Source organism: Corynebacterium sp. A21 (assembly GCF_052266655.1).
GTDB lineage: Bacteria > Actinomycetota > Actinomycetes > Mycobacteriales > Mycobacteriaceae > Corynebacterium.
The window spans coordinates 171,005-195,898 of record NZ_JBQPQY010000003.1 but is presented as its reverse complement, the minus strand read 5'-3'; the positions used below and the strand labels follow the sequence as shown (position 1 = coordinate 195,898).

Below are 24,894 nucleotides of genomic sequence, written 5' to 3'. Positions count from 1 at the left end.
GCTAAACCTGGGTCTCCGGGGTGGTCACGTGCAGGTCCATACCCTCAGTGACCTTGATCTGACAGGACAATCGGGAGCAGCTTTCCCGATCGACGGCCGCGCCGTAGAGCATCTCGTCCTCCATGTCCGCCATGGGCGGAAGCTCGGCGAAATCACTCTCGGCGACGAAGACGTGGCAGGTGGCGCAGGACAAGGAACCGCCGCATTCGGCGACGATGCCCGGCACACCATTACGCACCGCGGTCTCCATGACAGAGTCACCGGCATTGGCATCGATGGAACGGGTCTGGCCCTCGGTATCGGTGAAGTGGATGGTGGACATGATCACTCCTAGGTGGTGGGTGAGTCTGAAATCGAGTCTGAATTAAAGACGGGCACTAGATGAACTGGCGGCCACCGTCGACCACAAGGGTCTGCCCGGTGATGTAGCCGGCCTCCGGGGAGGCGAGGAAGAGGGCGGCACCGACGATGTCTTCAGGTTGACTGGCGCGTTTGATGGAGCCGCGGTCCACCCCATAGGTTTCGGCATTGTCCATGAGTCCGACACTGGCCTCGGTCAGGGTGAAGCCCGGGGCTACAGCATTGACCGTGATACCGCGGGTACCCAGTTCCTTGGCCAGCACCCGGGTCAAGGCCACCACCCCGCCCTTGGAAGCGACATAGTGAGCCCAGTGAGCAGAACCGGAGAAGACAGTGGCACTCGAGAGATTGATTACCCGGGCATTCTCGGTGAGGTAGGGGCTGGCCGCCCGGGTGACCAACCAGGGACCCTTGAGGTTGACCCCCATGACCAGGTCCCACTCATCCGGGTCGATCTCCTCGAAGGGGGAGCGGTTGACGGTGGCGTAGATGGCGGCGTTGTTGACCACCACGTCGATCTGCCCGCCCCCGAAGGCGGCAGCCGCCCGGGCCAGCTCGGTGACCGAAGATAAGTCGGTTACATCCACCTCGAAGGCGGCGGCCTGCGCACCTGCGGCATGCAGCAGCGCCACGGTCTCCGCTGCCCCGGCGAGGTTGATATCGGCGACCGCGACGAGGTCGCCACGAGCAGCGAAACCCTCGGCAAAGGCCCTGCCCAGGCCACCGGCAGCACCGGTGATCAGTACGGTTCTAGACATGCGCGTCCACCCCGTGGCTGTGGCTGTGCGCGCCGGGTCCCTCGATCACCGGGGCGTCGTCAAGCACCGTGACGGTGCCCTTGGTGCCATCGACGCGGAGGCGCTGGCCGGTCTTGATGGAGGTGGAGGCGCTACCGGTGCCGGTGACGGCCGGGAGGGCGTACTCGCGGCAGACGATGGCGGCGTGGCTCATCATGCCACCGATGTCGGTGACGGTGGCCTTGATCTTGCCGAAGATCGGGCCCCAGCTTGGTGCGGTGACCGGGGCAACCAGGATCTCGTCCTGCTGGATCTGGGAGAGGTCATCGGCGTCCATGATCACCCGGGCGAATCCCTCGACCACCCCGGGGGAAGCGGCCATACCTTTGAGCACGCCCTCTTCGGCGTCCTTGTCATTGCCGAGCCAGGACTGCACCTGCTCGGTGGTGATGCCCCAGAGCATGCGGGTGAACGGTTCGGTGATGGACTCCGGCGGGGTGTTCAGCGCCGGCGCCGGGCGGGCGGTCTTGAGCGCGGTGACGATCTTCTTGCGCTCGGCGATGATCTCGGGCCAGTACACCGGTCCGATCGGGCCGGTGGGGGCACCGACCCCCCAACCGGTGGCCAGGTCGAAGAGCACATCGCGGACTTCATTGCGGTTGAGGTAGAGCAGGTCATCGGCTTCCTCCCAGAAACCGTAGGAGTGCAGGGTACGGGAGAGCTCGCGGACCTTGCGCCAGAACACCGACATGGTCCAGTGCTCGATGTAGAAGTTGTGGTTCTCCACATAGGGGTAGGCGGTGGCGGCCAGGGAACGCTTGGCGTCGAAGGTGGTCAATTGCTCGCCATCGAGCAGCTCGCGGTACTCCTCGACGATGCGTTCCTTCTCGGCGATCAGTTCATCCTTCGGCCGACCGATGACCTGGCCTTCATCGAGTCGGCGGATGTAGTCGGCGATATAGCCCAGCGGCAGCTCCAGATGCTCGATCCAGTACTTGTCGTGGCCATAGAAACCATTGCCCACGGTGAAGTTGAACCACGGGTCCTGGGCCTGCGTCCAGCGGGCCAGCCACTGCTCACCGCCTGTTGCCGCCGCGATCGCCGCCAGGGTGGCTTGGGCATCATCGGTGTCGGCGAACTGTGTCTGCAGCCCCAGATCCACCGCCAGCTGTGCCAGGGTCTTGAGCTCATCATCGGGACGGAAGAGCTCCATGTCCACGCCCTGGACCATCGTCGCGATGGACTGGTCCGGCATACCCGGGAAGATCTCCTTGCAGTAGTTGAAGAAGTCCAGGTAGGCGATGTATCCCAAGTTCAGAAACTCGAAGTGGTACTGCCATTTCTGGTAGGCCAGCTGGATCAGGCGATCATAGTTCTCCAGCAGTACCTCGGTGCCGTCCTTGGCCTTGCCAGAGATGATGTCCGCCATGGGGACCTTCTCCGGCAGGCGCTCGAAGGTCAGGGTCTCCAGCTCATCAATGGTGCCGCGGACCTTGACCTTCCAGTCCTCGAGCAGCTGGTCCCAGTTCTGGAAATAGTGGGAGATGCGGGCCTGAAATTCGGGTACCCGCTCGGCGATCTGATCCGCCGGGACCGGCACCGGGGACATGTAGAGATACCCCAGGTGGACCCGGAATTCAATGCCGTTGGCGTTCGGGATCAGCAGGTGGCGGGTGTTGTACTGGCCCAGACACTTGACGGCGAACTCGCCACCGATGGTCTCGAAGGGCTTGAACACGGTCGGCCAGTGCTGGGAATCGCAGAACCAGAACTTAGCGTCCTCAGCTTCCTTGAGCTTGTCCTGGAACACCAGATAGTAGGGGTAGATCGATTCCCAACCCTCGGCACCTTCGGGTACCGGTAGTTCAGAGGGCTTGGGGAAGGACTTCTTCGACATGGGAACTCCTGATTGAGAGGGGATGCGGGGAGGGGGAACAGTGCTTATCGACGCCCCGTGAGCCGGGGTCTGGCCGGTTAACGTCCGCCGGTCATGGCGGCGGTGATGGAGCTGAGATCGAATCCACCGACGGCAGGCGTGGCTGCTGCCGGGGTGGCGGTCTCCTTCTTCACACCATGGGAATGGATGGTCTCCGGGCGGGACTGCAGCAGCAGGAGATTTTCACCTTCGGGCAAGTCATTGTCCAGGGCCCACTCAATGTCCTGCGGGCACTTATAGTGCTTCTCTGCACGCTTGGCCATCTTGGCCACTGCTACTACCTCGGCATCGGTGAGACTGCGGATCGCGGCCCGCTCGGCCGGGACCGGCTTCTCAATCAAGCTGCCGGAGCTGGGGTCCGGAACCAGCTCGGCGTGCTTTTCACCGAGGTGCTCGGTGATGATCTGCAGGGTGATCTTGTCCAGCAGGATATTGTCCGGCGTGACTTCGCCGGAGACGACCATCTCGCCCACGCCCCAGGAAGAGTCGATGGTGATCTTGGAGCGGTCGCCATTGGCGGGGTTCATGGTGATAGCCACGCCAGCGACCTTGGAGTTGACCATCTTCTGCACGACCACAGCCATGGAGAGTCCCTCATTGGGAATGTTGTTCTTCAGGCGGTAGATGATCGCGCGGGAGGTGAACAGCGAGGCCCAGCACTTCCGGATGTGTTCGGTGACGGCATCCAGACCGATCTGCCAGAGGTAGGTGTCCTGCTGGCCGGCGAAGGAGGCATCTGGCAGGTCCTCGGCGGTAGCGGAGGAACGCACAGCCACCGGAACCTCGCCACCACACTTCGCCATCAGTTCACCGTGGGCGTCAACCACGGACTGTCGCACGGCGGTGGGTACCGGCCGGCTGCAGAGTTCCGCACGGATGGTGGCGGAGACGCGGTCCACCTCAGTGATGTTCTCGGGGTCCAGATCACCCAGCAACTGCTCGATCTCAGCGGAGATTCCGGCCTGCCGGAGGAAGTCATCATAGGAGGCCGTGGTGACCACGAATCCGGGCGGGACCGGCATCTTGGCGGCGGTCATAGACACCAGGGAGGCTCCCTTGCCTCCCAGGACCTCAAGGAGGGGTTCCAGTTCTTCGTCGAAACGCTGGACGTAGGGGACATTGAGGCTGTTGGTCATGGCAGTTCCTGACTTTTTCAGATGTTCCAGGTGACCGGGACGGCCACGGGGACGCGGAAGGAGAGGTTTTCCCGGAAATCGATCGGGGCATCGTCTAGCAGTTCCAGAGAGGGGAGGAGCCTGGTGGCTTCCTCGAGACAGATCTTCGCTTGCAGCTTGGCCAGCATATTTCCCAGGCAGTAGTGGATGCCGAAGCCGAAGGAGAGGTGTTCGCGGGCGTTGGGACGGGAGATGTCGAAGCTCTCACCATTCTCGAAATGGTCTTCGTCTCGGTTGGCGGAACCCATCAGGAGCAGTAGCCCCTCGCCCTCCTTGATCGACACCCCGCCGACTTCGGTGTCCTGGAGCGCCTTGCGGCGCCAACCAACGATGGAACCGGCATAACGCAGCACCTCATCGACGGCTGCGGAAATCTTCTTCGGCTCCTCGACCAGGGTGTTCCACTGGTTCCGGTGGGCGAGCAGTACCCGGAAGCAGTTGGAAATCAGGGTGGTGGTGGTCTCATGGCCGGCGAAGAGCAGGGAGTAGAGCAGCGAGGCGATCTCATGATCGGTGATCTCCTGGCCGGCCTGCTGGGCGCGGACCAGGTCGGCGGTGAGATTGTCGCCACCCTGTTCGTGGGCCTCGGCGACCATGCGCTGGCATTCCTGCCAGTAGTCGACCAGGTTGTGGGCGTGGGGGATCTGTTCTTCATCGGAGAGGTCACCCCAAGTCATGGCAGCGCGGGAATCAGACCACTTCTTATAGGTGTCCACCTGGGAGATGTCCGCCCCGATCAGGGTGAGGATGGTGATGGTGGGAATGTCATAGGCGAGGTCGGCAACCATGTCGCCGGTGAGGTTCTCGCGGGCGAGTAGGTCTTCCAGGCGGGAGATGACGTTTGCGCGGATCTCGGGCTCCAGCACCTTGAAACGGCGTGGGGTGAAGGCCTTCTGAGCGATGGCGCGGATTCGGGTGTGCTCCGGGGGAATCCGGGCGGAGAGGCCTGAGTAGGCAGTGAAGCCGCCCTCGAGCATGATCTCGGTGGCCTGGGGTCCGCGCGGCCGCACCGGTGCCTGAGCGTTCTCAGAGGAGAAGGTTTCCCAGTCGTTGAAGACAGCTTTGATGTCGTCGTAGCGGGTGACTACCCAGTAGCCGATCCGCTCGTCGAACATCACCGGTTCCTCCTTGCGGAGTTCGGCGTAGGCGGGGAAGGGGTCGTTCAGTTGGAAGGGCTCGTAGCCATGGTGCTTGCCCTCGGCGGTGGCAGCACCGTGGCCGAAGGGGCAGCCACCGGAGGATTCCTCAGCGGTGATGGTTGACTCGGAAGTCATCTCTTCTCCTGTCCGTGCCCAATTCGGTGTTGTCCTGAAATGCCGAGGTGGGGCTTACTGTGGATCACTATGGGTTCCGCGTCGTGATGTTAATCACGTTGCGCATGTCCCAAGTGTGGACCGATGAAGATTGAGATGCGAGCCATATTTCCACTCAGTGGAAATGGGGTGACTTTCCGCTAGTCAGGGACCAGGCGGAGACTCTTATCGACGCCGCGGGGTGGTCCGGTGCGAGGAGAGCAGGGTGTCCAATGGGATATGGGCGGTGGCCCGGGTGAGTCGCTGGCTCGACGCCTGCAGGATCGGGAGAAAGCGCTCCAGGGTGCTGGCCTGTGCGGTGGGGACCACCACTCCCAGTCCGGCACCGAGTGTTCCGGTGTGCCAGACCGGCACTGCAATTGAGGCGGCGCCATTCCGATGCTCGTCCACGGTGATCGAAAAACCCTGCGACTTGATCTGCCTGAGCTGTGTCGCCAGCTGGGCGGGATCGGTGATCGTCCGATTGGCGGAGCTCGTCAGTGGAAGTTTCAGGTAAGCATCCTGGATCCAGGGTTCATCGAAGGCGAGGAGGATCTTGCCTACCGCGGTTGAGTGGAGGGGGAGGCGGCCACCGACCCGGGAGGAGCGTGGCACCTTCTTGGTGCCGTAGGCGCGCTCAATCAGGAGCGCCTCATTCCCCTCGCGGACCACCAGCTGGGCGGTCTCCCCGGTCAGGGAGTAGAGATCATGGACGAAGGGGCGAGCGGTCTCGCGGAGCTGGCGGCCGACATTCTGGGCCAATTCCCAGGTGCGCAGTCCCAGTTGATAGTGGCCCTCGGCGGTGCGGGTGAGGAGGTCGCCGGCGGTCAATTCATTGACCAGTCGGTGGGTTGTGCTTAATGGCAGGTCGGCCAGCTGGGCAATCTCAGACAGGCCCAGGGGGCGGGGATCCTTCTCGAAGGCGCCGAGGATGGCGATCACCTTTGAGGTGACACTGCGGCCGGGTTCACGGTTGCCGCCAGCCATCAGGTTTCGCCCTGCAGGGCTCGTATCGGGACAGTCACGCCTCAAAGGTTAGTGCGGCCGGAAAGGTCTTCATAGGGAGCGTCTGAAATTCGGGGGAGAGACGGGGCGTGGGGTGTCTTCGTGGCACCCTTAAGGCACGGCAATAATAGGCTGAGTGTGGGAGTGGCATTTGGTCCACCTGCCGACTGTATGGCATGCCTAACAGTCTGGGGTGTCAGGTGGGAGGGTTTCTGGGTGGCTGGTAGACTAGATAGGTCAATCATGCCCATCTCCCAAACGGGCCAGCATCAGAATTACACATCTTCTCGACCTCATCAGGTTCGCAACAGCGGCCAGCTCTGGGGGAGGGCGAGATCCAGGAGGATATGTGTCTGCCATTATCTCGGCATTCAGGGACGCCGATCTTCGCAAGAAGATTCTCTTCACCATTGCGATGGTCATTCTGTACCGCATCGGCGCACAGATCCCGTCTCCCGGCGTGGACTATGCCGCGATCAGCGGGCGACTGCGTGATCTCACCCAGGAAGAGGGCAGCGTCTACTCGCTGATCAACCTCTTCTCGGGTGGCGCTTTGCTACAACTCTCGATCTTCGCGATCGGCATCATGCCCTACATCACCGCGTCGATCATCGTTCAGCTTCTGACCGTGGTCATCCCACACTTCGAGCAGCTGAAGAAGGAGGGGCAGTCGGGGCAGTCCAAGATGACGCAGTACACCCGCTATCTGACTCTCGGCCTGGCACTGCTGCAGTCTTCGGGCATCGTCGCACTGGCGGACCGGGAGCAGTTGCTGGGTGCCGGAATCCAGGTGCTGGATTCCGACCGCGGCATCATGGACCTGCTGCTGCTGGTCATCGTCATGACCTCAGGTGCGATTCTGGTCATGTGGTTGGGTGAGCTGATCACGGAGAAGGGCGTGGGCAACGGTATGTCCCTGCTCATCTTCGCGGGTATCGCCACCCGCCTGCCCACCGACGGCATGAACATTCTCAACGATTCCGGTGGACTGGTCTTCGCGATGGTCGTGGTCACCGTGATCATCCTCGTGGTCGGCGTGGTTTTCGTGGAGCAGGGTCAGCGCCGGATCCCGGTGCAGTACGCCAAGCGGATGGTCGGACGCCGCCAGTACGGTGGTTCCTCCACCTACCTGCCGCTGAAGGTCAACCAGGCCGGTGTTATCCCGGTGATCTTCGCTTCCTCGCTGATCTACATGCCGGTGCTGATCACCCAGATCGTCAACTCCGGTGGCGCGGTCGCACCGGATAACTGGTGGCAGCGCAATGTCATCCAGTACCTGCAGACCCCCTCCTCCTGGCAGTACATCGTTCTGTACTTCGCACTGATCATCTTCTTCTCCTACTTCTACGTCTCGGTGCAGTATGACCCGAATGATCAGGCGGAGAACATGAAGAAGTACGGTGGATTCATCCCGGGTATCCGCCCGGGTCGACCGACTGCCCAGTACCTGGGATACGTCATGAACCGACTGCTGTTTGTCGGCGCCCTGTATCTTGGTGTCATCGCCGTCCTGCCGAATATCGCCATGGATCTCGGCATGGGTGGTGCCAGCTCAGGTATGACCGCCTTCGGCGGCACGGCAATCCTTATTCTGGTGTCGGTGGCGCTGACCACTGTCCAGCAGATTGAAAGCCAGCTTCTCCAAAGCAACTACGAAGGACTACTCAAATGAGACTCGTACTCCTCGGGCCCCCCGGGGCCGGCAAGGGCACCCAGGCCGCACTTCTCTCCGAGAAGCTGGCCGTGCCGCACATCTCCACCGGCGATCTGTTCCGTGCGAACATCGGCGAGGGAACCCCGCTCGGCATCGAAGCCAAGCAGTACATCGACGCCGGTAAGCTCGTGCCCACCGATGTCACCGCACGCATGGTCAAGTCCCGTCTGGCTGAGTCCGACGCCGCCGAGGGCTTCCTGCTGGATGGCTTCCCCCGCACCGTGGAGCAGGCCGAGATCCTCAAGTCCCTGCTGGAGGAGAGCTCCCAGCAGCTCGACGGCGTGCTGAACTTCAAGATTTCTGAGGATGTCGTGGTCGAGCGTATGCTTGCTCGCGGTCGTGCCGATGACAATGAAGAGACCATCCGCACCCGCTTGGCGGTCTACCGCGATGAGACTTCCCCGCTGATCGAGCACTACGGCGAGAAGATCATCGATGTTGAGGCCGAAGGCACCGTCGATGAGATCAACGCCCGGGCACTGAACTCCCTGGGCAAGTAATACGGGGGATTTCTTCTCCGAATGAATCGGGGCCGCGACCTTAATCAGGTGCGGCCTCGTTTTTATTTCTCCGGGGCCGTTCTCGGAGGGGGTCCGATACCTTGAACCTCGAGTTTCGGCTGAATAACTTATAAAGAAACAACAACTCTAGGAGATCAGGGAAACCATGGGATTTAGATCCAAGAAGAAGCAGATTCCGGCCAAGACCCCCGGGGAGCTTGATGCGATGCAGGCGGCCGGTGAAATCGTCGGCCGCACCCTGCAGGCCGTGAAAGCCGCGGCAAAGCCCGGAATGAGCACTCTCGAGCTCGATGAGATCGCCGAGAGCACCATCCGCGAATCCGGTGCGATCCCCACCTTCCTGGGGTACCACGGCTTCACCGGGTCGATCTGCACCTCCATCAATGAAGTCATCGTTCACGGGATTCCCGGTGCTGAGACCATCCTTGAGCCCGGTGACCTGGTGTCCATTGACTGTGGCGCCACCTTTGAAGGCTGGGTCGGTGACTCTGCCTGGTCCTTCGGCGTCGGTGATCTCGATGAGGAGACGGAGAAACTGAACCAGGCCACGGAATGGGTGCTCATGGAAGGGCTCAAGGCCATGGTTCCGGGCAACCGGCTCACCGATGTCTCGCATGCCCTGGAGATGGCTACCCGCCAGGCCGAGCAGAAGTTCGCCGTCGAACTCGGCATCGTCGACGGCTACGGCGGCCACGGCATCGGACAGAGCATGCACGAGGATCCCTACCTGGCGAATGAGGGGAAGGGCGGCCGTGGGCCGATGATCCAGGAGGGTTCGGTGTTGGCCATCGAGCCCATGCTGACCCTCGGTACCGTCGACAGTGCAGTCCTGGAAGATGACTGGACGGTGGTCACCCTTGACGGTTCCTGGTCCGCACACTGGGAACACACCGTAGCGGCCACTGCTGCTGGTCCCCGGATCCTCACCCCGCGTTACTGAGAGTCATCCTTGCGGCTTGGGTGATAAGAGGGGGGATAAACCCGTGAATCCAGCAAGAAGGGTTTATACTCCCCACTATGTTCTATAAGTCACGTAACGCTCAGTCGACATCGACCAAACGGCGCCTCGCCGTGTTCGCCTCCGCTGGCATCACGGCACTGGCTCTTCTCAGTGCTCCGGTGAGCGCTGGTGCGGCTCCGCAGCTGCCGGTGAATGGATCCTCCGACCTCGGTAATATCGAAGCTGAACTGCGTGAACTCGGTAGCAGCAATGATCAGGCTGCCCGGGACTCCGCGTGGCAGACCCGCCAGAACCTGCATGCGCAGGCCGGGAATTTGCCTCCCCAGGCCGCCGAAGCTGCCAAACAAGCCGTGGATAGTGCCGTGAATACGGTCTTCCCCGGATTGATCGCTGCACGGACCGCTCCGGCTCCGGCACCTGCCCCCGCACCGGCCCCAGCTCCTGCCCCCGCCCCCGCCTTCGACAAGGGCTCGTGCCCGGCTGAAGCCGAGGTCTGCGTGGACCTTGATGGTGGCCGCTCCTGGCTGCAGGAAAATGGCCAGGTAGTCTACGGCGCCGTCCCGGTCTCCTCCGGAGCCATCGGGCCTAACACCGAAACCCCGCGTGGCACCTTCTACGTCAACCGCAAGGTCAAGGACGAGATCAGCTACGAGTTCAATAACGCTCCGATGCCTTATGCGATCTACTTCACCTATAACGGTCACGCCTTCCACCAGGGCAACGTCGCCACCACCTCCGCCGGCTGTGTTCGCCTCGGTCACACCGATGCGGTGCACTACTTCAATAACCTCCAGATCGGCGACATGGTCTATATCTACTAATTCGGTAATGCTCGGCGGCCGGGGAAATCACCCCCGGAATGATATGGGCTGAGCGTGGTTGGTCGATGGCAGAAGCTGGCCGGTTCCCTGGAAAAGGGGGAGTCGGCCATTTCTGCTTTTCCGGGGTTGGAACCCGGAAGTTCAGTGGACGCCCACGCCCTGGGGAGTTGATCCTTCGGTGTGAGCTGTGTGCCATAGCCGATTCTTTGCATTCCTGCAGCGCGGGCGGTAGTGTTTAGCTCCGGTGTATGTGAATCATGTACGCCGATACAAGCAGTAGAAAAAAGTGGAGCTGGTTCAACGGCGGGGAGTTACCTCGTCTGCCCAGTTCCGGGAATGCGGAGGATATGGCTAAGGAAGGCGCAATCGAGGTTGAGGGTCGCATTGTCGAACCCCTGCCGAACGCAATGTTCCGTGTCGAGCTAGATAACGGACACAAGGTTCTCGCTCACATCAGTGGCAAGATGCGCCAGCACTACATCCGTATCCTCCCCGAGGATCGTGTCGTCGTGGAGCTTTCTCCCTACGATTTGACCCGCGGACGCATCGTCTACCGCTACAAGTAAAGCAACCGCCTCCTCTCTCTGAGCACGTCAACGCTATCAACGCGGGACGTGCTTGACACACCTGTGGTCACGGTGGCCGCAGCCTCATGAATCACGATCCATCGTCCGGATTCCGACCGGGCAAAGTATCGCTTGATGGGGATGAGCTGGGAGAAAACCACCGTACAAAACCGGAAAGGTTATGCCAACATGGCACGTCTCGCAGGAGTTGACCTTCCGCGCAACAAGCGCATGGAAATCGCTCTCACCTACATTTACGGCATCGGTCCCACCCGTGCCAAGCAGCTTCTGGAAGAGACCGGCGTCTCTCCCGACCTGCGTACCGACAACCTCAGCGATGAGCAGATTGCTGCTCTTCGCGACGTGATTGAAAACACCTGGAAGGTCGAGGGCGATCTTCGCCGCGAAGTCCAGGCTGATATCCGTCGCAAGATTGAGATTGGCAGCTACCAGGGTCTGCGCCATCGTCGCGGACTCCCGGTCCGTGGCCAGCGCACCAAGACCAACGCGCGTACGCGTAAGGGTCCGAAGAAGACGATCGCCGGAAAGAAGAAGTAATGCCACCGAAGACTCGCACTAGCGCACGCCGTACCGGTCGTCGCGTCGTAAAAAAGAACGTGGCCCAGGGCCACGCGTACATCAAGTCCACCTTCAACAACACCATCGTGTCGATCACCGACACCACCGGTGCTGTGATCTCCTGGGCTTCCTCCGGCCACGTCGGTTTCAAGGGTTCGCGTAAGTCGACTCCCTTCGCCGCACAGCTGGCTGCTGAGAACGCTGCCCGCAAGGCAATGGAGCACGGGATGAAGAAGGTTGACGTTTTCGTTAAGGGTCCGGGTTCGGGCCGCGAAACCGCTATCCGTTCCCTTCAGGCCGCTGGCCTCGAGGTCAACTCGATCTCCGACGTGACTCCGCAGCCGCACAACGGCTGCCGTCCGCCGAAGCGCCGTCGGGTTTAATACAGGGAATAGGAAGAGGTAACCAAAAATGGCTCGTTATACCGGCCCCGCAACCCGTAAGTCCCGTCGTCTGCGCGTCGACCTTATCGGCGGAGACATGTCCTTTGAGCGTCGTCCCTACCCCCCGGGGCAGGCTGGCCGCGCTCGCATCAAGGAGTCTGAGTACCTCCTGCAGCTGCAGGAGAAGCAGAAGGCTCGTTTCACCTATGGCGTGATGGAGAAGCAGTTCCGTCGTTACTACGCTGAGGCCAACCGTCGTTCCGGTAAGACCGGCGACAACCTGATCATCCTGCTCGAGGCTCGCCTCGACAACGTGGTCTACCGTGCAGGTCTGGCCAACACCCGTCGTCAGGCTCGTCAGCTCGTCTCTCACGGTCACTTCACCGTGAACGGCAAGCGCGTCAACGTCCCGTCTTTCCAGGTGTCCCAGTACGACATCATCGACGTCCGTGACAAGTCTCAGAAGATGAACTGGTTCGAAGAGGCTCAGGATAACCTCGTCGACGCCGTCGTCCCGGCTTGGCTGCAGGTCGTTCCGTCCACTCTGCGCCTCCTCGTGCACCAGCTGCCCGAGCGCGCTCAGATCGACGTTCCGCTGCAGGAGCAGCTCATCGTCGAGTTCTACTCGAAGTAACACTGTCTTCCGACCCATCGGGTCGGAATGCAGGAACCTTCATCATCCTTTCCGTCTAAGACGTCAAATAGTGGTCGTCACCCAAGGAGAGTTCCATGCTCATTTCCCAGCGCCCCACCCTGACCGAGGAGTACGTAGACTCCGCGCGTTCGAAGTTCGTTATCGAGCCGCTCGAGCCCGGTTTCGGCTACACCCTCGGTAACTCACTGCGTCGTACCCTGCTGTCATCCATTCCGGGTGCAGCAGTGACCAGCATCAAGGTCGATGGTGTGCTCCACGAGTTCACCACCATCAACGGTGTGAAGGAGGATGTCTCTGACATCGTCCTGAACATCAAGGGTTTGGTACTGTCCTCCGACTCTGATGAGCCGGTCGTCATGTACCTCAGCAAGGAAGGCCCGGGAGAGGTCACTGCCGGCGACATTCAGCCGCCGGCAGGCGTGGAGATCCATAACCCGGATCTGCACATCGCCTCCCTCAATGGGCAGGGTCGTCTGGACATTGAGCTGGTTGTCGAGCGTGGCCGCGGCTACGTTCCGGCAGCTCTGAGCAATGTCTCCGGAGACGTCGGTCGTATCCCGATTGATCAGATCTACTCTCCGGTACTGAAGGTCAGCTACAAGGTGGAGGCTACTCGTGTCGAGCAGCGCACCGACTTTGACAAGCTGATCATCGATGTTGAGACGAAGAACTCCATCACCGCACGTGATGCCATTGCCTCCGCTGGTAAGACCCTGGTCGAGCTGTTCGGTCTCGCACGCGAGCTGAATGAAGCTGCTGAAGGCATCGAGATCGGTCCCTCTCCGCAGGAGACCGAGTACATCGCCGCCTACAGCATGCCGATCGAGGATCTGAACTTCTCCGTTCGTTCCTACAACTGCCTGAAGCGTCAGGAAATCCACACCGTCGGTGAGCTCGCAGAGTGCACCGAGTCGGATCTGCTGGATATCCGTAACTTCGGTCAGAAGTCGATCAACGAGGTGAAGATCAAGCTGGCTGGCCTGGAGCTGACGCTCAAGGATGCTCCTGAGGACTTTGATCCCTCCTCCTTGGAGGGCTATGACGCCGAGACCGGTGACTACATCGACCTCGATTCTGAAGGTTCCGAGTAAAACACCTTAGGAGAGTGACCCATTACCTCCGGGTCCTCTCCGCGCTCATCTATCCGTACACGAGGAGTACATAATGCCTACCCCGAAGAAGGGCACCCGTCTCGGCGGCTCCGCGGCCAACCAGAAGAAGATTCTCTCGAATCTGGCTGCTCAGCTGTTCGAGCACGGTGCCATCAAGACCACCGATGCCAAGGCCAAGACCCTGCGTCCCTACGCCGAGAAGCTGATCACCAAGGCTAAGTCCGGCTCCCTGTCGGACCGTCGTCTGGTGCTCGCTCAGGTCCCGCACAAGGACGTTGTTTCTTACCTGTTCGACGAGCTTGCCCCCAAGTTTGAGGGCCGTGAGGGTGGCTACACCCGCATCGTCAAGCTCGAGAACCGTAAGGGTGACAACGCCCCGATGAGCCAGATTTCCCTGGTTGTCGAGGAGACCGTCTCCACCGAAGCTTCCCGCGCCACCCGCGCAGCTGCTTCGCAGAAGGCTGCTGAGGAAGCTCCGGCTGAGGAGACCGCTGAGGTCGCCGAAGCTGCAGAGTCCACCGAGGCTCCGGCTGAGGAGAAGACCGAAGAGAAGTAATTCTCCCGGGCTTCACCTGCTCTAAAGCAAGGGGTGTCGCCCCTTCCCACACCACGTGGGGAGGGGCGACACCCCTTTGAGCTATCCCTTTCGTGCTGGGGAGAGAGATTCCTGGGAGCAGGTTGGGTCCCCGTCCACGCACTCCATATACTTGGTCGGACAAGCAACCACAATGGGAAAGGTGCCCCTTTGAGTCGACTTCGTCTCGCCGGATCGCTGATGGTGTTCGCCATACTTCTGGCCTATCTCGGCCAGTTTCTCGCGATGTATTTCTGGGAGGGGTTCTTTGTTCTGGAGTCCAACCCCATTTCCGACCTCAGCGTCGCCACCTGTGCGGCTTTCACCGACGGCTATGCGGACCGCTATCTCTGCAGTCCGGGACACCTCTGGTTCAGTATCGGTGCGGTCCTCGGTGGCGTACTGCTGCTCCTGGCGGCAGTGATCCTCATTCTCGGGTTGGGGGATGCCCGCGGCAAGTCCCTCCCTGGGGGTCGTACTCTCGGCCTGACGCTGACAGTGGCAGCTCTGAGCCTGATCGTGCTCGGGGCGGTGTCTTATGATGCGCAGGTCAGCGTCCATACCTCGGCGTGGATGGTGATGATGGTTGCCCTCTGGGCGGCGATGGTGGGGGCTCTCTGGTCCAGCATTCGGGTAGCCCGACAGGTTGGTGAACCACAACCGGAAGTCACACCTCTGCTCAGTCGGTCCTTGGTGCTTCTTTCCGTGCTGCTGCTGACTATTTCGGTGGTCGGTTTTCTCCTCCTGCGCACCGCGCCTGATACTGCGCCCCTGGGTATCTACTACCGGTTGGCCTTTGATCCGCTGCTGCTCTGGATCATTACGCTCGGCGCAGGGTTGCTGGGGCAGGGGGCACCGCGGCGTCGTCAAGTAAGTGACCGGGATAATGCCCGGCGTCAGGCGCAGGCTGAGCGGGATTCCGCACTGCGGAAGGCGGCACAGCAGTGAGTGAGCTGATCCGGATCCGACTTGATCTGGCCTATGACGGCACTGATTTCCACGGTTGGGCCAAACAAGGTGATTCTGATCTGCGTACCGTGCAGAAGGTCATCGAGGAGTCGCTGCGCCTGGTACTGCGGGTGCCGGCGGAACTGACGGTGGCCGGGCGTACTGATGCTGGAGTGCACGCCAACGGGCAGGTCGCCCATGTGGATATTCCCCGGGAGTCCCTGAATACCCGAAGCATTGATGGCGACCCAGCCCGCCTGGCGCGGCGGCTTTCCCGACTGCTGCCCCCGGATGTCAGGATTCAGAGTTGCGAGCTGGCTCCGGCGGGATTTGATGCCCGTTTCTCGGCGCTGCGTCGGCACTATATCTATCGCGTCACCACCCACCCTTCCGGCGCCTTGCCCACCCGGGTGCGTGATACTGCGGTGTGGCCGAAGTCGGTGAACCTGGCGGATATGCAGGCCGCGGCGGAGGTGTTGCTCGGGCTGCATGATTTCGCCGCCTTCTGCAAGGCAAAGCCCAATGCCACCACGGTGCGTGATCTGCAGGCTTTCACCTGGCAGGATATTTCCACTCCGACCGAACCTCAGCTCTATGAGGCTCATGTCACCGCTGATGCCTTCTGCTGGTCGATGGTGCGCTCGTTGGTGGGGTCCTGCCTGGTGGTGGGGGAGGGACGTCGTCCGGAGGGTTTCACCGAGGGTCTACTCGAGGAGCGGAGTCGTTCCTCGCAGGTTCCGGTGGCCCCGGCGTGCGGTCTCAGCCTGATCGGGGTGGAATATCCGGCGGTGGCGGAGCTGGCCGCCCGGGCGGAAACCACCCGGGATCGACGGGTTTTGCCGGGGAGGGAATGACCCCGGAGATCATTGTGTTGCAGGTCACGGTAACTTAAAACTAATGGCAGGGTGCGGGGCGTACCACAAGGGACGGGGCAGGTGCGGTTACACTCTTAGTCGTTCAATCTCCCCCGGCCAGAGCTTAAGAGGAAGGTAACCTTAACGGGTCATGGATACCTATCAGACCATCATTATTGCGGCACTGGTTTTCACGGTGCCGGGTCTGGTCCTCAACTGGATCTCCGGGCTGAAGGGCCCTTGGGCTATCGCAGCCGCCATCCCGACCACTTTCGGACTCTACGGGCTCGCAGCCTGGCTGATCGGCCTGACTGATGCTCGTTTCGGCGTCGGGACCGTCGTCGTGGTCTGGGCGATTCTGCTGCTGCTCGCGCTGGTGTGGCGCGGCGGTTTCTTCACCTTCAAAGGGCTGCGAGCCCGGAAGCGTGCCCAGGAAACCACCGCGGCAGATCCACCCGGGGCCCCGCGTGAAAACGCTGCAACCGACACCCTCGAGTTCACCCCGGCGGCCGATGTCACCCCGACGTCGACAAGCGGTACCGTGGTCTCCCTGCCCGCCGAGGAGGCGCTCGCTGAAACTGAGCCGGCGGCCCCCACCCCGGTGAAGAAGACCCGCTGGTGGCTGGAGGGATGGCGTACCGGCAGCCTCCTGGACCCGGTATGGCTGCTGCCTGCCGGTGGTGCGCTGGTGGGTATGTGGCTGCTGATCTCGCGTGGCATGGAGCTGCTGAAGAGCGCACCGCATGGTGTGGAGAATATCTTCCAGGGTTGGGATGTGCACTGGCATGCCAGTGTGGTGCAGTTCATCGGGCGCGAGGGCATCGCCTCCGCCACCCGGATGGGTGAGCTGCAGAATATCGAGACCCAGGCCGAGATGTATTATCCGACGGCCTGGCATGCCGGTGCCGCGCTCTTCGCGGACCTCGCCAATATTTCGCCGATCGCTGCCATCAATATCACCGCTATCGTGCTCGCCGGAATGGCGTTGCCGCTCTCAGTGGCGCTGATCGCCTGGCGTCTGGTGAACAACCGTGGTCTCACCGCCCAGATCGCTGCGGGGCTGGGCGGTATCGCGGTCTTCGGATCTCCGGTGCTCTTCTGGATCGGCCATTATGTCGGCGCCTGGCCCTACCTGGCGGCCATCGGGGTCTCCGGGATCGTGCTGGCGCTGTTCATGGCGGTGCCCTACCGCCCGGTGGCGGCCTTTGCCGCCGCCATGTCGCTGATGGGTCTGACCCAGCTGCATCCTTCCGCTGCCACCATCGTGGTGCTCGGGTTGGGACTCTGGTGGGTTTTCCAGTTGTTGTGGTCCCCGGCTCGCAAGGCAAAATCCCTCAAGGGGGCGATCGGTTTCCGGCTGCGGGATCTGGTGTTGCTCGGTGGTGCAGGTATCGCCGGCGCAGTGGTCCTGCTGCCGCAGATTCTCTCCGGCGCAGAGCAGACCGAGGAGGTCGCCGCCTTCTCCGCGGAGGAGAATGTCACTCACGCAGAGGCCTGGGAAAAGGCCTTCAAGATGCTCACCCGTCACACTGACGCCTTCTCGGACTTTGATCCGAGTTGGTTGATCTGGCTGGCGGTGATCGGTGCGGTGGCACTGCTGGTCTGGTGCCGCAATATCTGGGCCCCGGTGTTCTACTTCCTGAGCGTATGGCTGACCGCCAACTCACTGCAGCCCTTTGATGAACCCTGGGGCAGCTGGCTCAACACCATCGGTAGTCTGCACTACTCCACTGCGCACCGTCTGGTCATGCCGGCGGCGATGTTCCTCTTCGCCGCGGCTGCGGTCGGGGTGGCCGTGATCATCCGGCTGATCACCCTGGCCCCGGTGAAGAAGTTCGCGTTGCCTTCCACCATCGCCTCGGTGGTGCTCGCGCTGATCATGGCCTGGGTGACCGTCGGCTACTCCGAGCGCAATCTCGGTGAGGGAGCTGACTGGTCGATCACGGCCTCCCGTGATGACCGCATGGTCTCAGATGTGGATCTGCGAGCCTTTGACTGGCTGGCACAGCAGCCGGGCGCCTATGACGGCTACATCATGGGTGAGCCTGCGGATGGTCAGGGCTGGATGTACGCCTATAACGGATTGCCCTCCCTGAACCGTCACTATCAGTGGCCGACCACCGCGCCGGACGCTATCACCAACATGCTCTACTGGCACGGCAACCTCATCGGCTCCGGAAACCACGGCGACCCGGATCAGACCAACCATGTCGATCGGGGGGCGAAGGAGCTCGGGATCAATTATTTCTTCATCTCCCCGGGTAATTTCTGGGGCTTCCAGGAGACCAACCTCGCCTTGAATGAGGGGCTGTGGCATGCCCCGGGGCTGACCGCCGTGTACCAGGACCATAATGTCTCGATCTTCGCGGTCAATGAGGCCTTCACTGACGCCGAGCTGTCGCAGATGCGCGCGCCCGGGAATTCTCCGGTCCCTCTGGGGCCGATCCCCACCAAGGGTGAACTCGACCGGGCGGAAACCCCGGCGGAGGAAAATGACCCCTTCTTCCACCGTCCGTCCAAACCGGATCTGGGTGGCCCGGACCTGGAAAACCCGGTCCTGAATCCTTATGTCCAGCCGATCGAGTACCCGATCGTCGAGGTCCCGATCAACCAGTAGGGAACCGTAACGGCCCTGCCACAGTCTGAGAGGACGGTGGGAGGGCTATTTTCTGCTCCTCCCCAGGATCGTGAGGGAGAGACAGATGTCGGAGGTGTTGCTGCCCACCACCCGGGCGCAGGTGTCGGGGCACCAGTTTTTGCGGCGTCGGGTGGAGCATGCGCTGGTGCTCGGTGATCTGCGGATGATCCATGATCCGCTGGCTCGAAGGCAGCGGGCGCTGCTCTTCGGGGTGGTGGCGGTGGTTCTTATCGGCCTGGGTGCGGGCCTGCTCGCCCTGTTGCGTCCGGCGGCGGATCCCGGTGACGCTCCGATCCTGCGCGCTGATTCCGGTGCGCTGTTCGTCCGGGTGGAAGGTACTCTCCACCCGGTCCATAATCTGGCCTCCGCCAGGCTGGTGGCAGGGCAGCCTGCGATGCCGGCCCGGATCGCTGATGAGATTTTGCTGAGCCGGAACCTGGGTGCCCCGGTGGGGCTTATCGACGCCCCCGGGATTCTCTCCGAAGCACCACCCGGCCAGCTGCTGTGGAGCGTGTGCGAGGCGGTGAACGAGGAACGGACCGGGGTACTGGCCGGGCCTTCCCCGAAGGCTTTCGGAGAGCGGGCGGCCGTGCTGGTGGAAGTCGGCGAGCATACCCAGCTGCTCACCGCCGCGGGCCGCTTCCGGATACCGGAGGAACAGTCTCGGGAGGGGCGGGTGATCCGCAGAGCGCTGGGCATCACCGCGGCGACGCCACGCTGGGAACCACGGGCAGAGGTCCTCGAGGTGGCAATGGAGGGACCTGAGTTGTGGCCACCCGAGGGAGCGGTCCGGGTGCTACAGGCCGGGGAGTTGGCCTGGATGGAAACCCAGGCCGGGCTGGTGCGGTTAAGTGATCTGCAGGCGGAGATTCTCGCAGATCTGGGGACACCGGTGGAGGAGGTTCCCCGGGAGCTGCTGGCTGATCATCCGGATGATCCGCAACCTCTGGCACTGGCCCTGCCCGAGCACCGCTTCACCTGGATCGACCCGGTGGCTTCACCGATCTGTCTCAGTGGGGAGGACGGTAGACCAGGCACCCTGGAACAGTTGCCCGGGGCGGTGGATTTGCCTGGGGAGTCGGTGGCGCAGTTCTATGCCGGGCCGCCGCAGGGGAGTGTGGCGGTGGATACCGGCTCGGGTTATCGGGTGGTCGCTGAGAGCGGGTCGGTGCATCAGGTGGCATCACCGGAAGTGCTCGGGGTACTGGGGTTATCGTCAGAACCGGTGGCGGCACCTTGGTCGATCCTGCGGCTGCTGCCCCAGGGCACGGCCCTGGATCCCAGGGCTGCCCGGCAGGTGCAGTTCCCGGACTGAAGCAGGGGAAGCCGGAAGCAGCGCAGCCACTGATCTCAGGTGCTGGTTGAGGAGAGTTCCCGGAAGGTTCCGGTAGCTCATCAGGTGGATCCGGCACCGGCGTGGGGGTCGCTGCGTCATCCCAGCGGTGGTGCTTCCCCGGGCACGGGAGAAATATTAGGGTTAAGCTGGATTTTCATGAGCATCCTTGACACTGTCCTGGCTGTGGCCGGGCGAGCGACAAATCTGATCACCTCGGGACGCGGACTTGATGCAGTCAGGGTCCACCCCGTCGGTTGGTATCGGCACGAGCAGGCCATCGACACCTTGGTGCAGAGTTTCCGGGCGGTCCCTGCCGGGGAGCGGGTGCGCTTGGCCAAGAAGACCTCCAATCTCTTCCGCAGCCGAGAGAAGTCGAAGGTGCCCGGCCTGGATGTCCGCGGTCTCGGCGGGGTGATAGAGATAGACCCGGTGGCCCGCACCGCGCAGGTCCAGGGCATGTGCACCTACGAAGATCTGGTGGACGCCACCCTGCCCTATGGTTTGATTCCGCTGGTGGTGCCGCAGCTCAAGACCATCACCCTGGGTGGTGCGGTCACCGGCATGGGGGTCGAGTCCACCAGTTTCCGCAATGGCCTGCCGCATGAATCCGTCCTGGAGATGGATGTGCTCACCGGCACCGGAGAGATCATCACCTGTTCCCCAGAGGAGAACCCGGATCTCTTCCGGGGGTTCCCGAACTCCTATGGCTCGTTGGGTTATGCGGTGCGGTTGAAGATCGAGCTGGAAGAGGTCACACCCTTCGTGGAACTGCGCCATGTGCGTTTCCATGACCTGGATGCCCTGACGCAGACCCTGGCTGAGGTCTCCATCACGAGGGAGTTCGAGGGTGAACCGGTCGATTACCTCGATGGGGTGGCCTTTGGACTGGATGAGTCCTACCTGGTGCTGGGGCGCCAGAGCGCGGAGCCCGGCCCCAGCAGTGACTACACCCGGCAGCAGATCTACTACCGCTCTCTCCAACACCCCGAGGGTGTGCTCCGGGACCGGTTGAAGATCCGTGACTATATCTGGCGCTGGGACATCGACTGGTTCTGGTGCTCCCGTGCCTTCGGCGCCCAGCACCCGGTGGTGCGTCAGCTCTGGCCCCGGCATCTGCTGCGCTCCAGCTTCTATTGGAAATTGATCGGCCTGGACCGCAAATACGATATCGCGGACCGACTGGCCGCCCGGCAGGGGGAACCCGCCCGGGAGCGGGTGGTCCAGGACGTTGAGGTGACGGTGGCGAAGGTTCCCGAGTTTCTGGAATGGTTCTTCCAGGCCAGTGACATTGAACCGGTGTGGCTGTGCCCGATCCGGCTGCGTTCCGGGGCACAGGAACTGACCGGTTCCGGCGAGCTGCTGCAGGGCGAGCAGGCGGTGGCGGATGGTGCCCTGGAACATCCCTGGCCGCTGTACCCGCTGAGTGCTGAGACCACCTGGATCAATCTGGGGTTCTGGTCCTCGGTGCCGGTGGACCTGCTCGGCGGGGATTCCGGTGAGGGCGCCTTCAACAAACTCATTGAGTCCCGGATAGCGGAGCTCTCGGGCCACAAGTCCCTCTACTCAGAGGCCTTTTACACCCGGGAGCAGTTTGAGCAGCTCTATGGCGGGCAGATCCCGGGCCTGCTGAAGCGCAGGTTCGATCCCTCCGGACGGTTCCCCGGGCTCTTTGAAAAGACTGTCCGCGGCGCCTGATACCCGCCCGCGGAGCACACCACCAGTAGCGCATATTTCACAAGAACAGGATTAATAAAGCAGATATGTCGGAGTACTTTGTGCCCATGACGGTCGCGGAGATGGCTGAGGCTGTCACCGTCGCGCCGATTCCCTTCCGGATCACCGCCTTCGACGGCAGCGCCACCGGACCCGAGAACGCAAAATACTGCCTTGAGGTGACTTCCCTGGAAGGTCTGAGCTATATCGCGACCGCCCCGGGCGATCTGGGTCTGGCCCGCGCCTATATGACCGGTGGTCTCAAAGCACATGGTGAGCACCCGGCGCACCCTTATGGCATGTTCGATTCCCTGCGGATCCTTTATGGTTGTATCCGGCGTCCCGATGCCGCCACGATGATCACCCTGGTGCGTTCCCTCCGGTACCTCGGGGCCCTGCGGATCCAGCCGATCCCGGAGATTGAACGCACCAGTCGTTGGCGCAAGCGCCTGGTGGAGGGCCTGACCCGTCATTCAAAGGAACGCGACAAGGAGTCAGTCTCCTCGCATTATGACATCTCCAATGAGTTCTATGAGCTCTTCCTCGGCGACTCCATGACCTATACCTGCGCGTACTACCCGACCCCGGAAGCAACGCTGGAGGAGGCACAGGAGAACAAGTACCGCCTGATCTTCGACAAACTGGCATTGAAAGCGGGCGACACGCTACTCGACGTCGGCTGCGGCTGGGGTGGCATGGCGCGTTATGCCGCCGCCCGCGGCGTGAAAGCCATCGGGGTGACCCTCTCCCAGGAACAGGCTGATTGGGCGCAGACCAAGATCAAGGAGGTGGGCCTGGAAAAGCTGGCTGAGGTCCGCTGCATGGACTACCGTGATGTGCCGGAATCCGGTTTCGACGCGGTTTCCGCGATCGGCATCCTGGAGCACATCGGGGTAGATAACTACCCTGATTATTTTGAGGCCCTCTATGCGAGCCTCAAACCGGGTGGCCGGATGCTCAATCACTGCATCACCTACCCGGATAACCGGCCACGCAAGGCCGGCGATTTCATCGACCGTTATATCTTCCCTGATGGTGAACTCACCGGTTCCGGCACTGTGCAGCAGCATATGCAGGACGCCAAGTTCGAGGTGCTGCATGTCGAGAACCTCCGCTTCGATTACCAACGCACCCTGCACGAATGGTGCCAGAATCTCAAGGCGAACTGGGCGGAGGCCGTCGAGCTCGTCGGGGAGCCCACCGCTCGCCTCTGGGGCCTGTACATGGCAGGTTCGGAATGGGGCTTCGAGCATAATGTCGTCCAGCTGCACCAGGTGCTCGGGGTCAAGCTGCTCGACGATGGTTCCCGTGGTGAGCTGCCTGAGCGCATGTGGTGGAAGCTCTAAAGTTGATCGACCGGGAACTTACCGGCAGGAAGGAGCGTTGGTAGACCATGGCAACGATGCGCGAAATGGTCAGCGATCGGGTACACAAATTCTCGGAAACCCACCAACGATCCAAGGACGCCACATACGGCTTCCTGGTTCGGCCGTTGACCCTGACTCTGGGATGGACGGTGCTGGTCATCGGGATCATCACCATCCCGCTACCCGGACAGGGCTGGCTGACCACCTTCCTCGGCGTGGGCATTCTCTCCCTGGAACTACAGTGGGCGCATAACCTGCTGGGCTGGGGAGTGAAGGTCTATGACCGATTCTTCGCCTGGTTCAACCGGCAGACCCTACGTACCAGGATCTCGATGGTCGCCGGGTTGATCCTCGCGATCTGGGTGATCTTCGCCGGCATCGCCATCGGTTGGTGGCATGCCGGTGGCCTGAACTTCCTCTCTCCGGTGGCATTGCAGCTGGGGATGAGCCGTTAATTCAGCCTTGTTCTCCTGATATTGGGGCGCTGCCACCCCAATACCGTGGCCGCCAGCACCACCGCCACCCCTAAGCCCACCAACAAGCCCGCCGCCCGGCGCGGCGCCACCTGTGGTGATTGAGAGAGCACCCTCACCTGAATTTCCCGGGGTTCGGGCGGGTTGCCCGGTGGCAGTTGGCTCAGTGCGCGATGCGGATCCAGCGCCCCGGAGGCGGGATCCACGCTATCCAGGATGCGTTGTCTGATCTCGGTGGCACTGAGATAGGGATACCGCTGGCGGAGCAGTGCCGCGGTTCCGGCAACCACCGGGGCGGCGAAGCTGGTCCCCTCGAAGGGCACCACCCCTTGTTCACTCTGCAGCCCGGAAGCCAGTCCTGCTCCGTCGGGGGAGAGGGCCACCGGGACGAGACCATGGGCGGAGAGTAGCGGTTGTGCCGGGACCGGGACTGAATAGTCGGCGATCAGGTGGGGGTCGCGGTACCCGGATACCGCCAGGACGGTGGCGGAATGAGCCGGGTAGACCACGGAATCTGGTTCGCAGTTGGGGCCGAGGTTGCCAGCGGCAGCCACCACGATGGCCCCGGCTTCCTCGGCTCGGGCGAGTGCCTCATCGAGGGTATCGGTGTTGAGGTGGGCGGCGGTGTCCGCCGGGACGCAGGCCACCACCGAGATGGAGATGACCTGGGCCTGGTGGTCCACTGCCCGGTGAATGGCCCCGGCCAGGGTGCCGACGGTTCCCAGTGGGGAATCATCGGTGGTGCGGTAGCGGGCACTGGATTGTCTGATGCTGATGATTTCAGCTTCGGGGGCCACTCCGACGAGGTCATCCTCCGCGGTGGGGCGGGTGGCGATCACCCCGGCCACCACGGTGCCGTGCCCATCGCAGTCGACCAAGGCGCCAGTAGGCGTTTCCGCCGGATCTGATTCCGGGGGATCTGGGGTGCCGAGGAAGTCGCCGCCGTCGATCACCTCACCCAGTCGGGGGTGCGGGGCGACGCCGGTGTCAATCACCGCCACCTTCACTCCAGCCCCGGTAGCCAGGGCATGTGCCGGTGCCAGCTCCAGTCCGCTTTCCGGAGGCGAAGTGGAATAGGGGACCGGCACGGCGCATTGCGGTGCTTCTTGGGCGAACCCCGGGATGGGGATGAATAAGGTGCTGAGCACGAGGAGGATGATCCTGCCTGATCGGA

24 protein-coding genes are annotated in these 24,894 nt (G+C 62.1%); 17 read left to right on the top strand and 7 right to left on the bottom strand.

Annotation, left to right across the window (positions count from 1 at the left end; genetic code table 11):
* Position 1: 1 nt before the first annotated feature.
* The 6 genes from ACTU46_RS07305 to ACTU46_RS07280 form a co-directional block, all read right to left on the bottom strand.
* On the bottom strand, positions 2-322 hold the full coding sequence (locus ACTU46_RS07305; protein WP_443380589.1) for a 2Fe-2S iron-sulfur cluster-binding protein: 321 nt from the start codon (positions 320-322) through the stop codon (positions 2-4).
* Between the two features lie 55 nt (positions 323-377).
* Entirely contained in the window at positions 378-1,118 is a 741-nt protein-coding gene (locus tag ACTU46_RS07300) for an SDR family NAD(P)-dependent oxidoreductase (RefSeq protein ID WP_443380588.1), read from the bottom strand.
* The gene (locus ACTU46_RS07295; protein ID WP_443380587.1) at positions 1,111-2,994 is read right to left on the bottom strand and encodes a PEP-utilizing enzyme; all 1,884 of its coding nucleotides are present in this window, start codon (positions 2,992-2,994) and stop codon (positions 1,111-1,113) included. The genes ACTU46_RS07300 and ACTU46_RS07295 overlap by 8 nt, the downstream gene beginning before the upstream one ends.
* A gap of 77 nt (positions 2,995-3,071) precedes the next feature.
* Positions 3,072-4,169 carry a PEP/pyruvate-binding domain-containing protein gene (locus ACTU46_RS07290; protein WP_443380586.1) on the bottom strand — a complete coding sequence of 366 codons (1,098 nt, stop codon included), beginning with the start codon at positions 4,167-4,169 and terminating at the stop codon, positions 3,072-3,074.
* Between the two features lie 17 nt (positions 4,170-4,186).
* Positions 4,187-5,482 (bottom strand): cytochrome P450, encoded by a 1,296-nt coding sequence (locus tag ACTU46_RS07285; RefSeq protein ID WP_443380585.1) that lies wholly within the window; start codon positions 5,480-5,482, stop codon positions 4,187-4,189.
* 204 nt (positions 5,483-5,686) lie between these two features.
* Complete coding sequence (locus ACTU46_RS07280) at positions 5,687-6,487, bottom strand: IclR family transcriptional regulator (protein WP_443380584.1); 801 nt, start codon at positions 6,485-6,487, stop codon at positions 5,687-5,689.
* A gap of 367 nt (positions 6,488-6,854) precedes the next feature.
* On the opposite strand from ACTU46_RS07280, the gene secY reads away from it, so the two are divergent.
* The 17 genes from secY to ACTU46_RS07195 all read left to right on the top strand — a co-directional run bounded on the left by secY (position 6,855) and on the right by ACTU46_RS07195 (position 23,702).
* The gene (gene secY / locus ACTU46_RS07275) at positions 6,855-8,177 is read left to right on the top strand and encodes a preprotein translocase subunit SecY (RefSeq protein WP_443380583.1); all 1,323 of its coding nucleotides are present in this window, start codon (positions 6,855-6,857) and stop codon (positions 8,175-8,177) included.
* Positions 8,174-8,719 carry an adenylate kinase gene (locus ACTU46_RS07270; protein WP_443380582.1) on the top strand — a complete coding sequence of 182 codons (546 nt, stop codon included), beginning with the start codon at positions 8,174-8,176 and terminating at the stop codon, positions 8,717-8,719. Before secY ends, ACTU46_RS07270 begins: the two co-directional genes overlap by 4 nt.
* 166 nt (positions 8,720-8,885) lie before the next feature.
* Positions 8,886-9,680, top strand: a complete 795-nt coding sequence (gene map / locus ACTU46_RS07265) for a type I methionyl aminopeptidase (RefSeq protein ID WP_443380581.1) — start codon at positions 8,886-8,888, stop codon at positions 9,678-9,680.
* Between the two features lie 77 nt (positions 9,681-9,757).
* Positions 9,758-10,522 (top strand): L,D-transpeptidase, encoded by a 765-nt coding sequence (locus tag ACTU46_RS07260; protein ID WP_443380580.1) that lies wholly within the window; start codon positions 9,758-9,760, stop codon positions 10,520-10,522.
* Between the two features lie 347 nt (positions 10,523-10,869).
* Entirely contained in the window at positions 10,870-11,088 is a 219-nt protein-coding gene (gene infA / locus ACTU46_RS07255) for a translation initiation factor IF-1 (protein ID WP_003854422.1), read from the top strand.
* Between the two features lie 189 nt (positions 11,089-11,277).
* On the top strand, positions 11,278-11,646 hold the full coding sequence (gene rpsM, locus ACTU46_RS07250; protein WP_443380579.1) for a 30S ribosomal protein S13: 369 nt from the start codon (positions 11,278-11,280) through the stop codon (positions 11,644-11,646).
* Positions 11,646-12,050 carry a 30S ribosomal protein S11 gene (gene rpsK, locus ACTU46_RS07245; RefSeq protein WP_443380578.1) on the top strand — a complete coding sequence of 135 codons (405 nt, stop codon included), beginning with the start codon at positions 11,646-11,648 and terminating at the stop codon, positions 12,048-12,050. Before rpsM ends, rpsK begins: the two co-directional genes overlap by 1 nt.
* Positions 12,051-12,078: 28 nt before the next feature.
* The gene (rpsD, locus tag ACTU46_RS07240; protein ID WP_443380577.1) at positions 12,079-12,684 is read left to right on the top strand and encodes a 30S ribosomal protein S4; all 606 of its coding nucleotides are present in this window, start codon (positions 12,079-12,081) and stop codon (positions 12,682-12,684) included.
* A 95-nt stretch (positions 12,685-12,779) separates the two neighbouring features.
* On the top strand, positions 12,780-13,796 hold the full coding sequence (locus ACTU46_RS07235; protein WP_443380576.1) for a DNA-directed RNA polymerase subunit alpha: 1,017 nt from the start codon (positions 12,780-12,782) through the stop codon (positions 13,794-13,796).
* A gap of 73 nt (positions 13,797-13,869) precedes the next feature.
* Positions 13,870-14,373, top strand: a complete 504-nt coding sequence (gene rplQ, locus ACTU46_RS07230) for a 50S ribosomal protein L17 (protein ID WP_443380575.1) — start codon at positions 13,870-13,872, stop codon at positions 14,371-14,373.
* 189 nt (positions 14,374-14,562) lie between these two features.
* Positions 14,563-15,339, top strand: a complete 777-nt coding sequence (locus ACTU46_RS07225) for a DUF998 domain-containing protein (protein ID WP_443380574.1) — start codon at positions 14,563-14,565, stop codon at positions 15,337-15,339.
* Positions 15,336-16,193 carry a tRNA pseudouridine(38-40) synthase TruA gene (truA, locus tag ACTU46_RS07220; protein WP_443380573.1) on the top strand — a complete coding sequence of 286 codons (858 nt, stop codon included), beginning with the start codon at positions 15,336-15,338 and terminating at the stop codon, positions 16,191-16,193. The genes ACTU46_RS07225 and truA overlap by 4 nt, the downstream gene beginning before the upstream one ends.
* 151 nt (positions 16,194-16,344) lie before the next feature.
* The gene (locus ACTU46_RS07215) at positions 16,345-18,810 is read left to right on the top strand and encodes a DUF6541 family protein (protein WP_443380572.1); all 2,466 of its coding nucleotides are present in this window, start codon (positions 16,345-16,347) and stop codon (positions 18,808-18,810) included.
* Between the two features lie 85 nt (positions 18,811-18,895).
* Positions 18,896-20,146: a type VII secretion protein EccB gene (gene eccB / locus ACTU46_RS07210; protein ID WP_443380571.1), complete on the top strand. Its 1,251-nt coding sequence runs from the start codon at positions 18,896-18,898 to the stop codon at positions 20,144-20,146.
* Positions 20,147-20,323: 177 nt separating this feature from the next.
* A complete protein-coding gene (locus tag ACTU46_RS07205; protein ID WP_443380570.1) occupies positions 20,324-21,862 on the top strand; it encodes an FAD-binding oxidoreductase in 1,539 nt (512 codons plus the stop codon).
* Between the two features lie 65 nt (positions 21,863-21,927).
* Positions 21,928-23,226, top strand: coding sequence for a class I SAM-dependent methyltransferase (locus ACTU46_RS07200; RefSeq protein ID WP_443380569.1), 1,299 nt, complete (start codon positions 21,928-21,930; stop codon positions 23,224-23,226).
* Between the two features lie 47 nt (positions 23,227-23,273).
* Positions 23,274-23,702: a TIGR02611 family protein gene (locus tag ACTU46_RS07195; RefSeq protein ID WP_443380568.1), complete on the top strand. Its 429-nt coding sequence runs from the start codon at positions 23,274-23,276 to the stop codon at positions 23,700-23,702.
* Here ACTU46_RS07195 and mycP read toward each other — a convergent pair.
* On the bottom strand, positions 23,699-24,868 hold the full coding sequence (mycP, locus tag ACTU46_RS07190) for a type VII secretion-associated serine protease mycosin (RefSeq protein ID WP_443380567.1): 1,170 nt from the start codon (positions 24,866-24,868) through the stop codon (positions 23,699-23,701). The genes ACTU46_RS07195 and mycP overlap by 4 nt on opposite strands.
* Positions 24,869-24,894 lie beyond the last annotated feature (26 nt).

Bases quoted from the DNA above. Each gene is read 5' to 3' on its own strand.
- ACTU46_RS07305 (WP_443380589.1), bottom strand. From the start codon at position 322: ATGTCCACCATCCACTTCACCGATACCGAGGGCCAGACCCGTTCCATC.
- ACTU46_RS07300 (WP_443380588.1), bottom strand. From the start codon at position 1,118: ATGTCTAGAACCGTACTGATCACCGGTGCTGCCGGTGGCCTGGGCAGG.
- ACTU46_RS07295 (WP_443380587.1), bottom strand. From the start codon at position 2,994: ATGTCGAAGAAGTCCTTCCCCAAGCCCTCTGAACTACCGGTACCCGAA.
- ACTU46_RS07290 (WP_443380586.1), bottom strand. From the start codon at position 4,169: ATGACCAACAGCCTCAATGTCCCCTACGTCCAGCGTTTCGACGAAGAA.
- ACTU46_RS07285 (WP_443380585.1), bottom strand. From the start codon at position 5,482: ATGACTTCCGAGTCAACCATCACCGCTGAGGAATCCTCCGGTGGCTGC.
- ACTU46_RS07280 (WP_443380584.1), bottom strand. From the start codon at position 6,487: ATGGCTGGCGGCAACCGTGAACCCGGCCGCAGTGTCACCTCAAAGGTG.
- ACTU46_RS07270 (WP_443380582.1), top strand. From the start codon at position 8,174: ATGAGACTCGTACTCCTCGGGCCCCCCGGGGCCGGCAAGGGCACCCAG.
- map (WP_443380581.1), top strand. From the start codon at position 8,886: ATGGGATTTAGATCCAAGAAGAAGCAGATTCCGGCCAAGACCCCCGGG.
- ACTU46_RS07260 (WP_443380580.1), top strand. From the start codon at position 9,758: ATGTTCTATAAGTCACGTAACGCTCAGTCGACATCGACCAAACGGCGC.
- infA (WP_003854422.1), top strand. From the start codon at position 10,870: ATGGCTAAGGAAGGCGCAATCGAGGTTGAGGGTCGCATTGTCGAACCC.
- rpsM (WP_443380579.1), top strand. From the start codon at position 11,278: ATGGCACGTCTCGCAGGAGTTGACCTTCCGCGCAACAAGCGCATGGAA.
- rpsK (WP_443380578.1), top strand. From the start codon at position 11,646: ATGCCACCGAAGACTCGCACTAGCGCACGCCGTACCGGTCGTCGCGTC.
- rpsD (WP_443380577.1), top strand. From the start codon at position 12,079: ATGGCTCGTTATACCGGCCCCGCAACCCGTAAGTCCCGTCGTCTGCGC.
- ACTU46_RS07235 (WP_443380576.1), top strand. From the start codon at position 12,780: ATGCTCATTTCCCAGCGCCCCACCCTGACCGAGGAGTACGTAGACTCC.
- rplQ (WP_443380575.1), top strand. From the start codon at position 13,870: ATGCCTACCCCGAAGAAGGGCACCCGTCTCGGCGGCTCCGCGGCCAAC.
- ACTU46_RS07215 (WP_443380572.1), top strand. From the start codon at position 16,345: ATGGATACCTATCAGACCATCATTATTGCGGCACTGGTTTTCACGGTG.
- eccB (WP_443380571.1), top strand. From the start codon at position 18,896: ATGTCGGAGGTGTTGCTGCCCACCACCCGGGCGCAGGTGTCGGGGCAC.
- ACTU46_RS07205 (WP_443380570.1), top strand. From the start codon at position 20,324: ATGAGCATCCTTGACACTGTCCTGGCTGTGGCCGGGCGAGCGACAAAT.
- ACTU46_RS07200 (WP_443380569.1), top strand. From the start codon at position 21,928: ATGTCGGAGTACTTTGTGCCCATGACGGTCGCGGAGATGGCTGAGGCT.
- ACTU46_RS07195 (WP_443380568.1), top strand. From the start codon at position 23,274: ATGGCAACGATGCGCGAAATGGTCAGCGATCGGGTACACAAATTCTCG.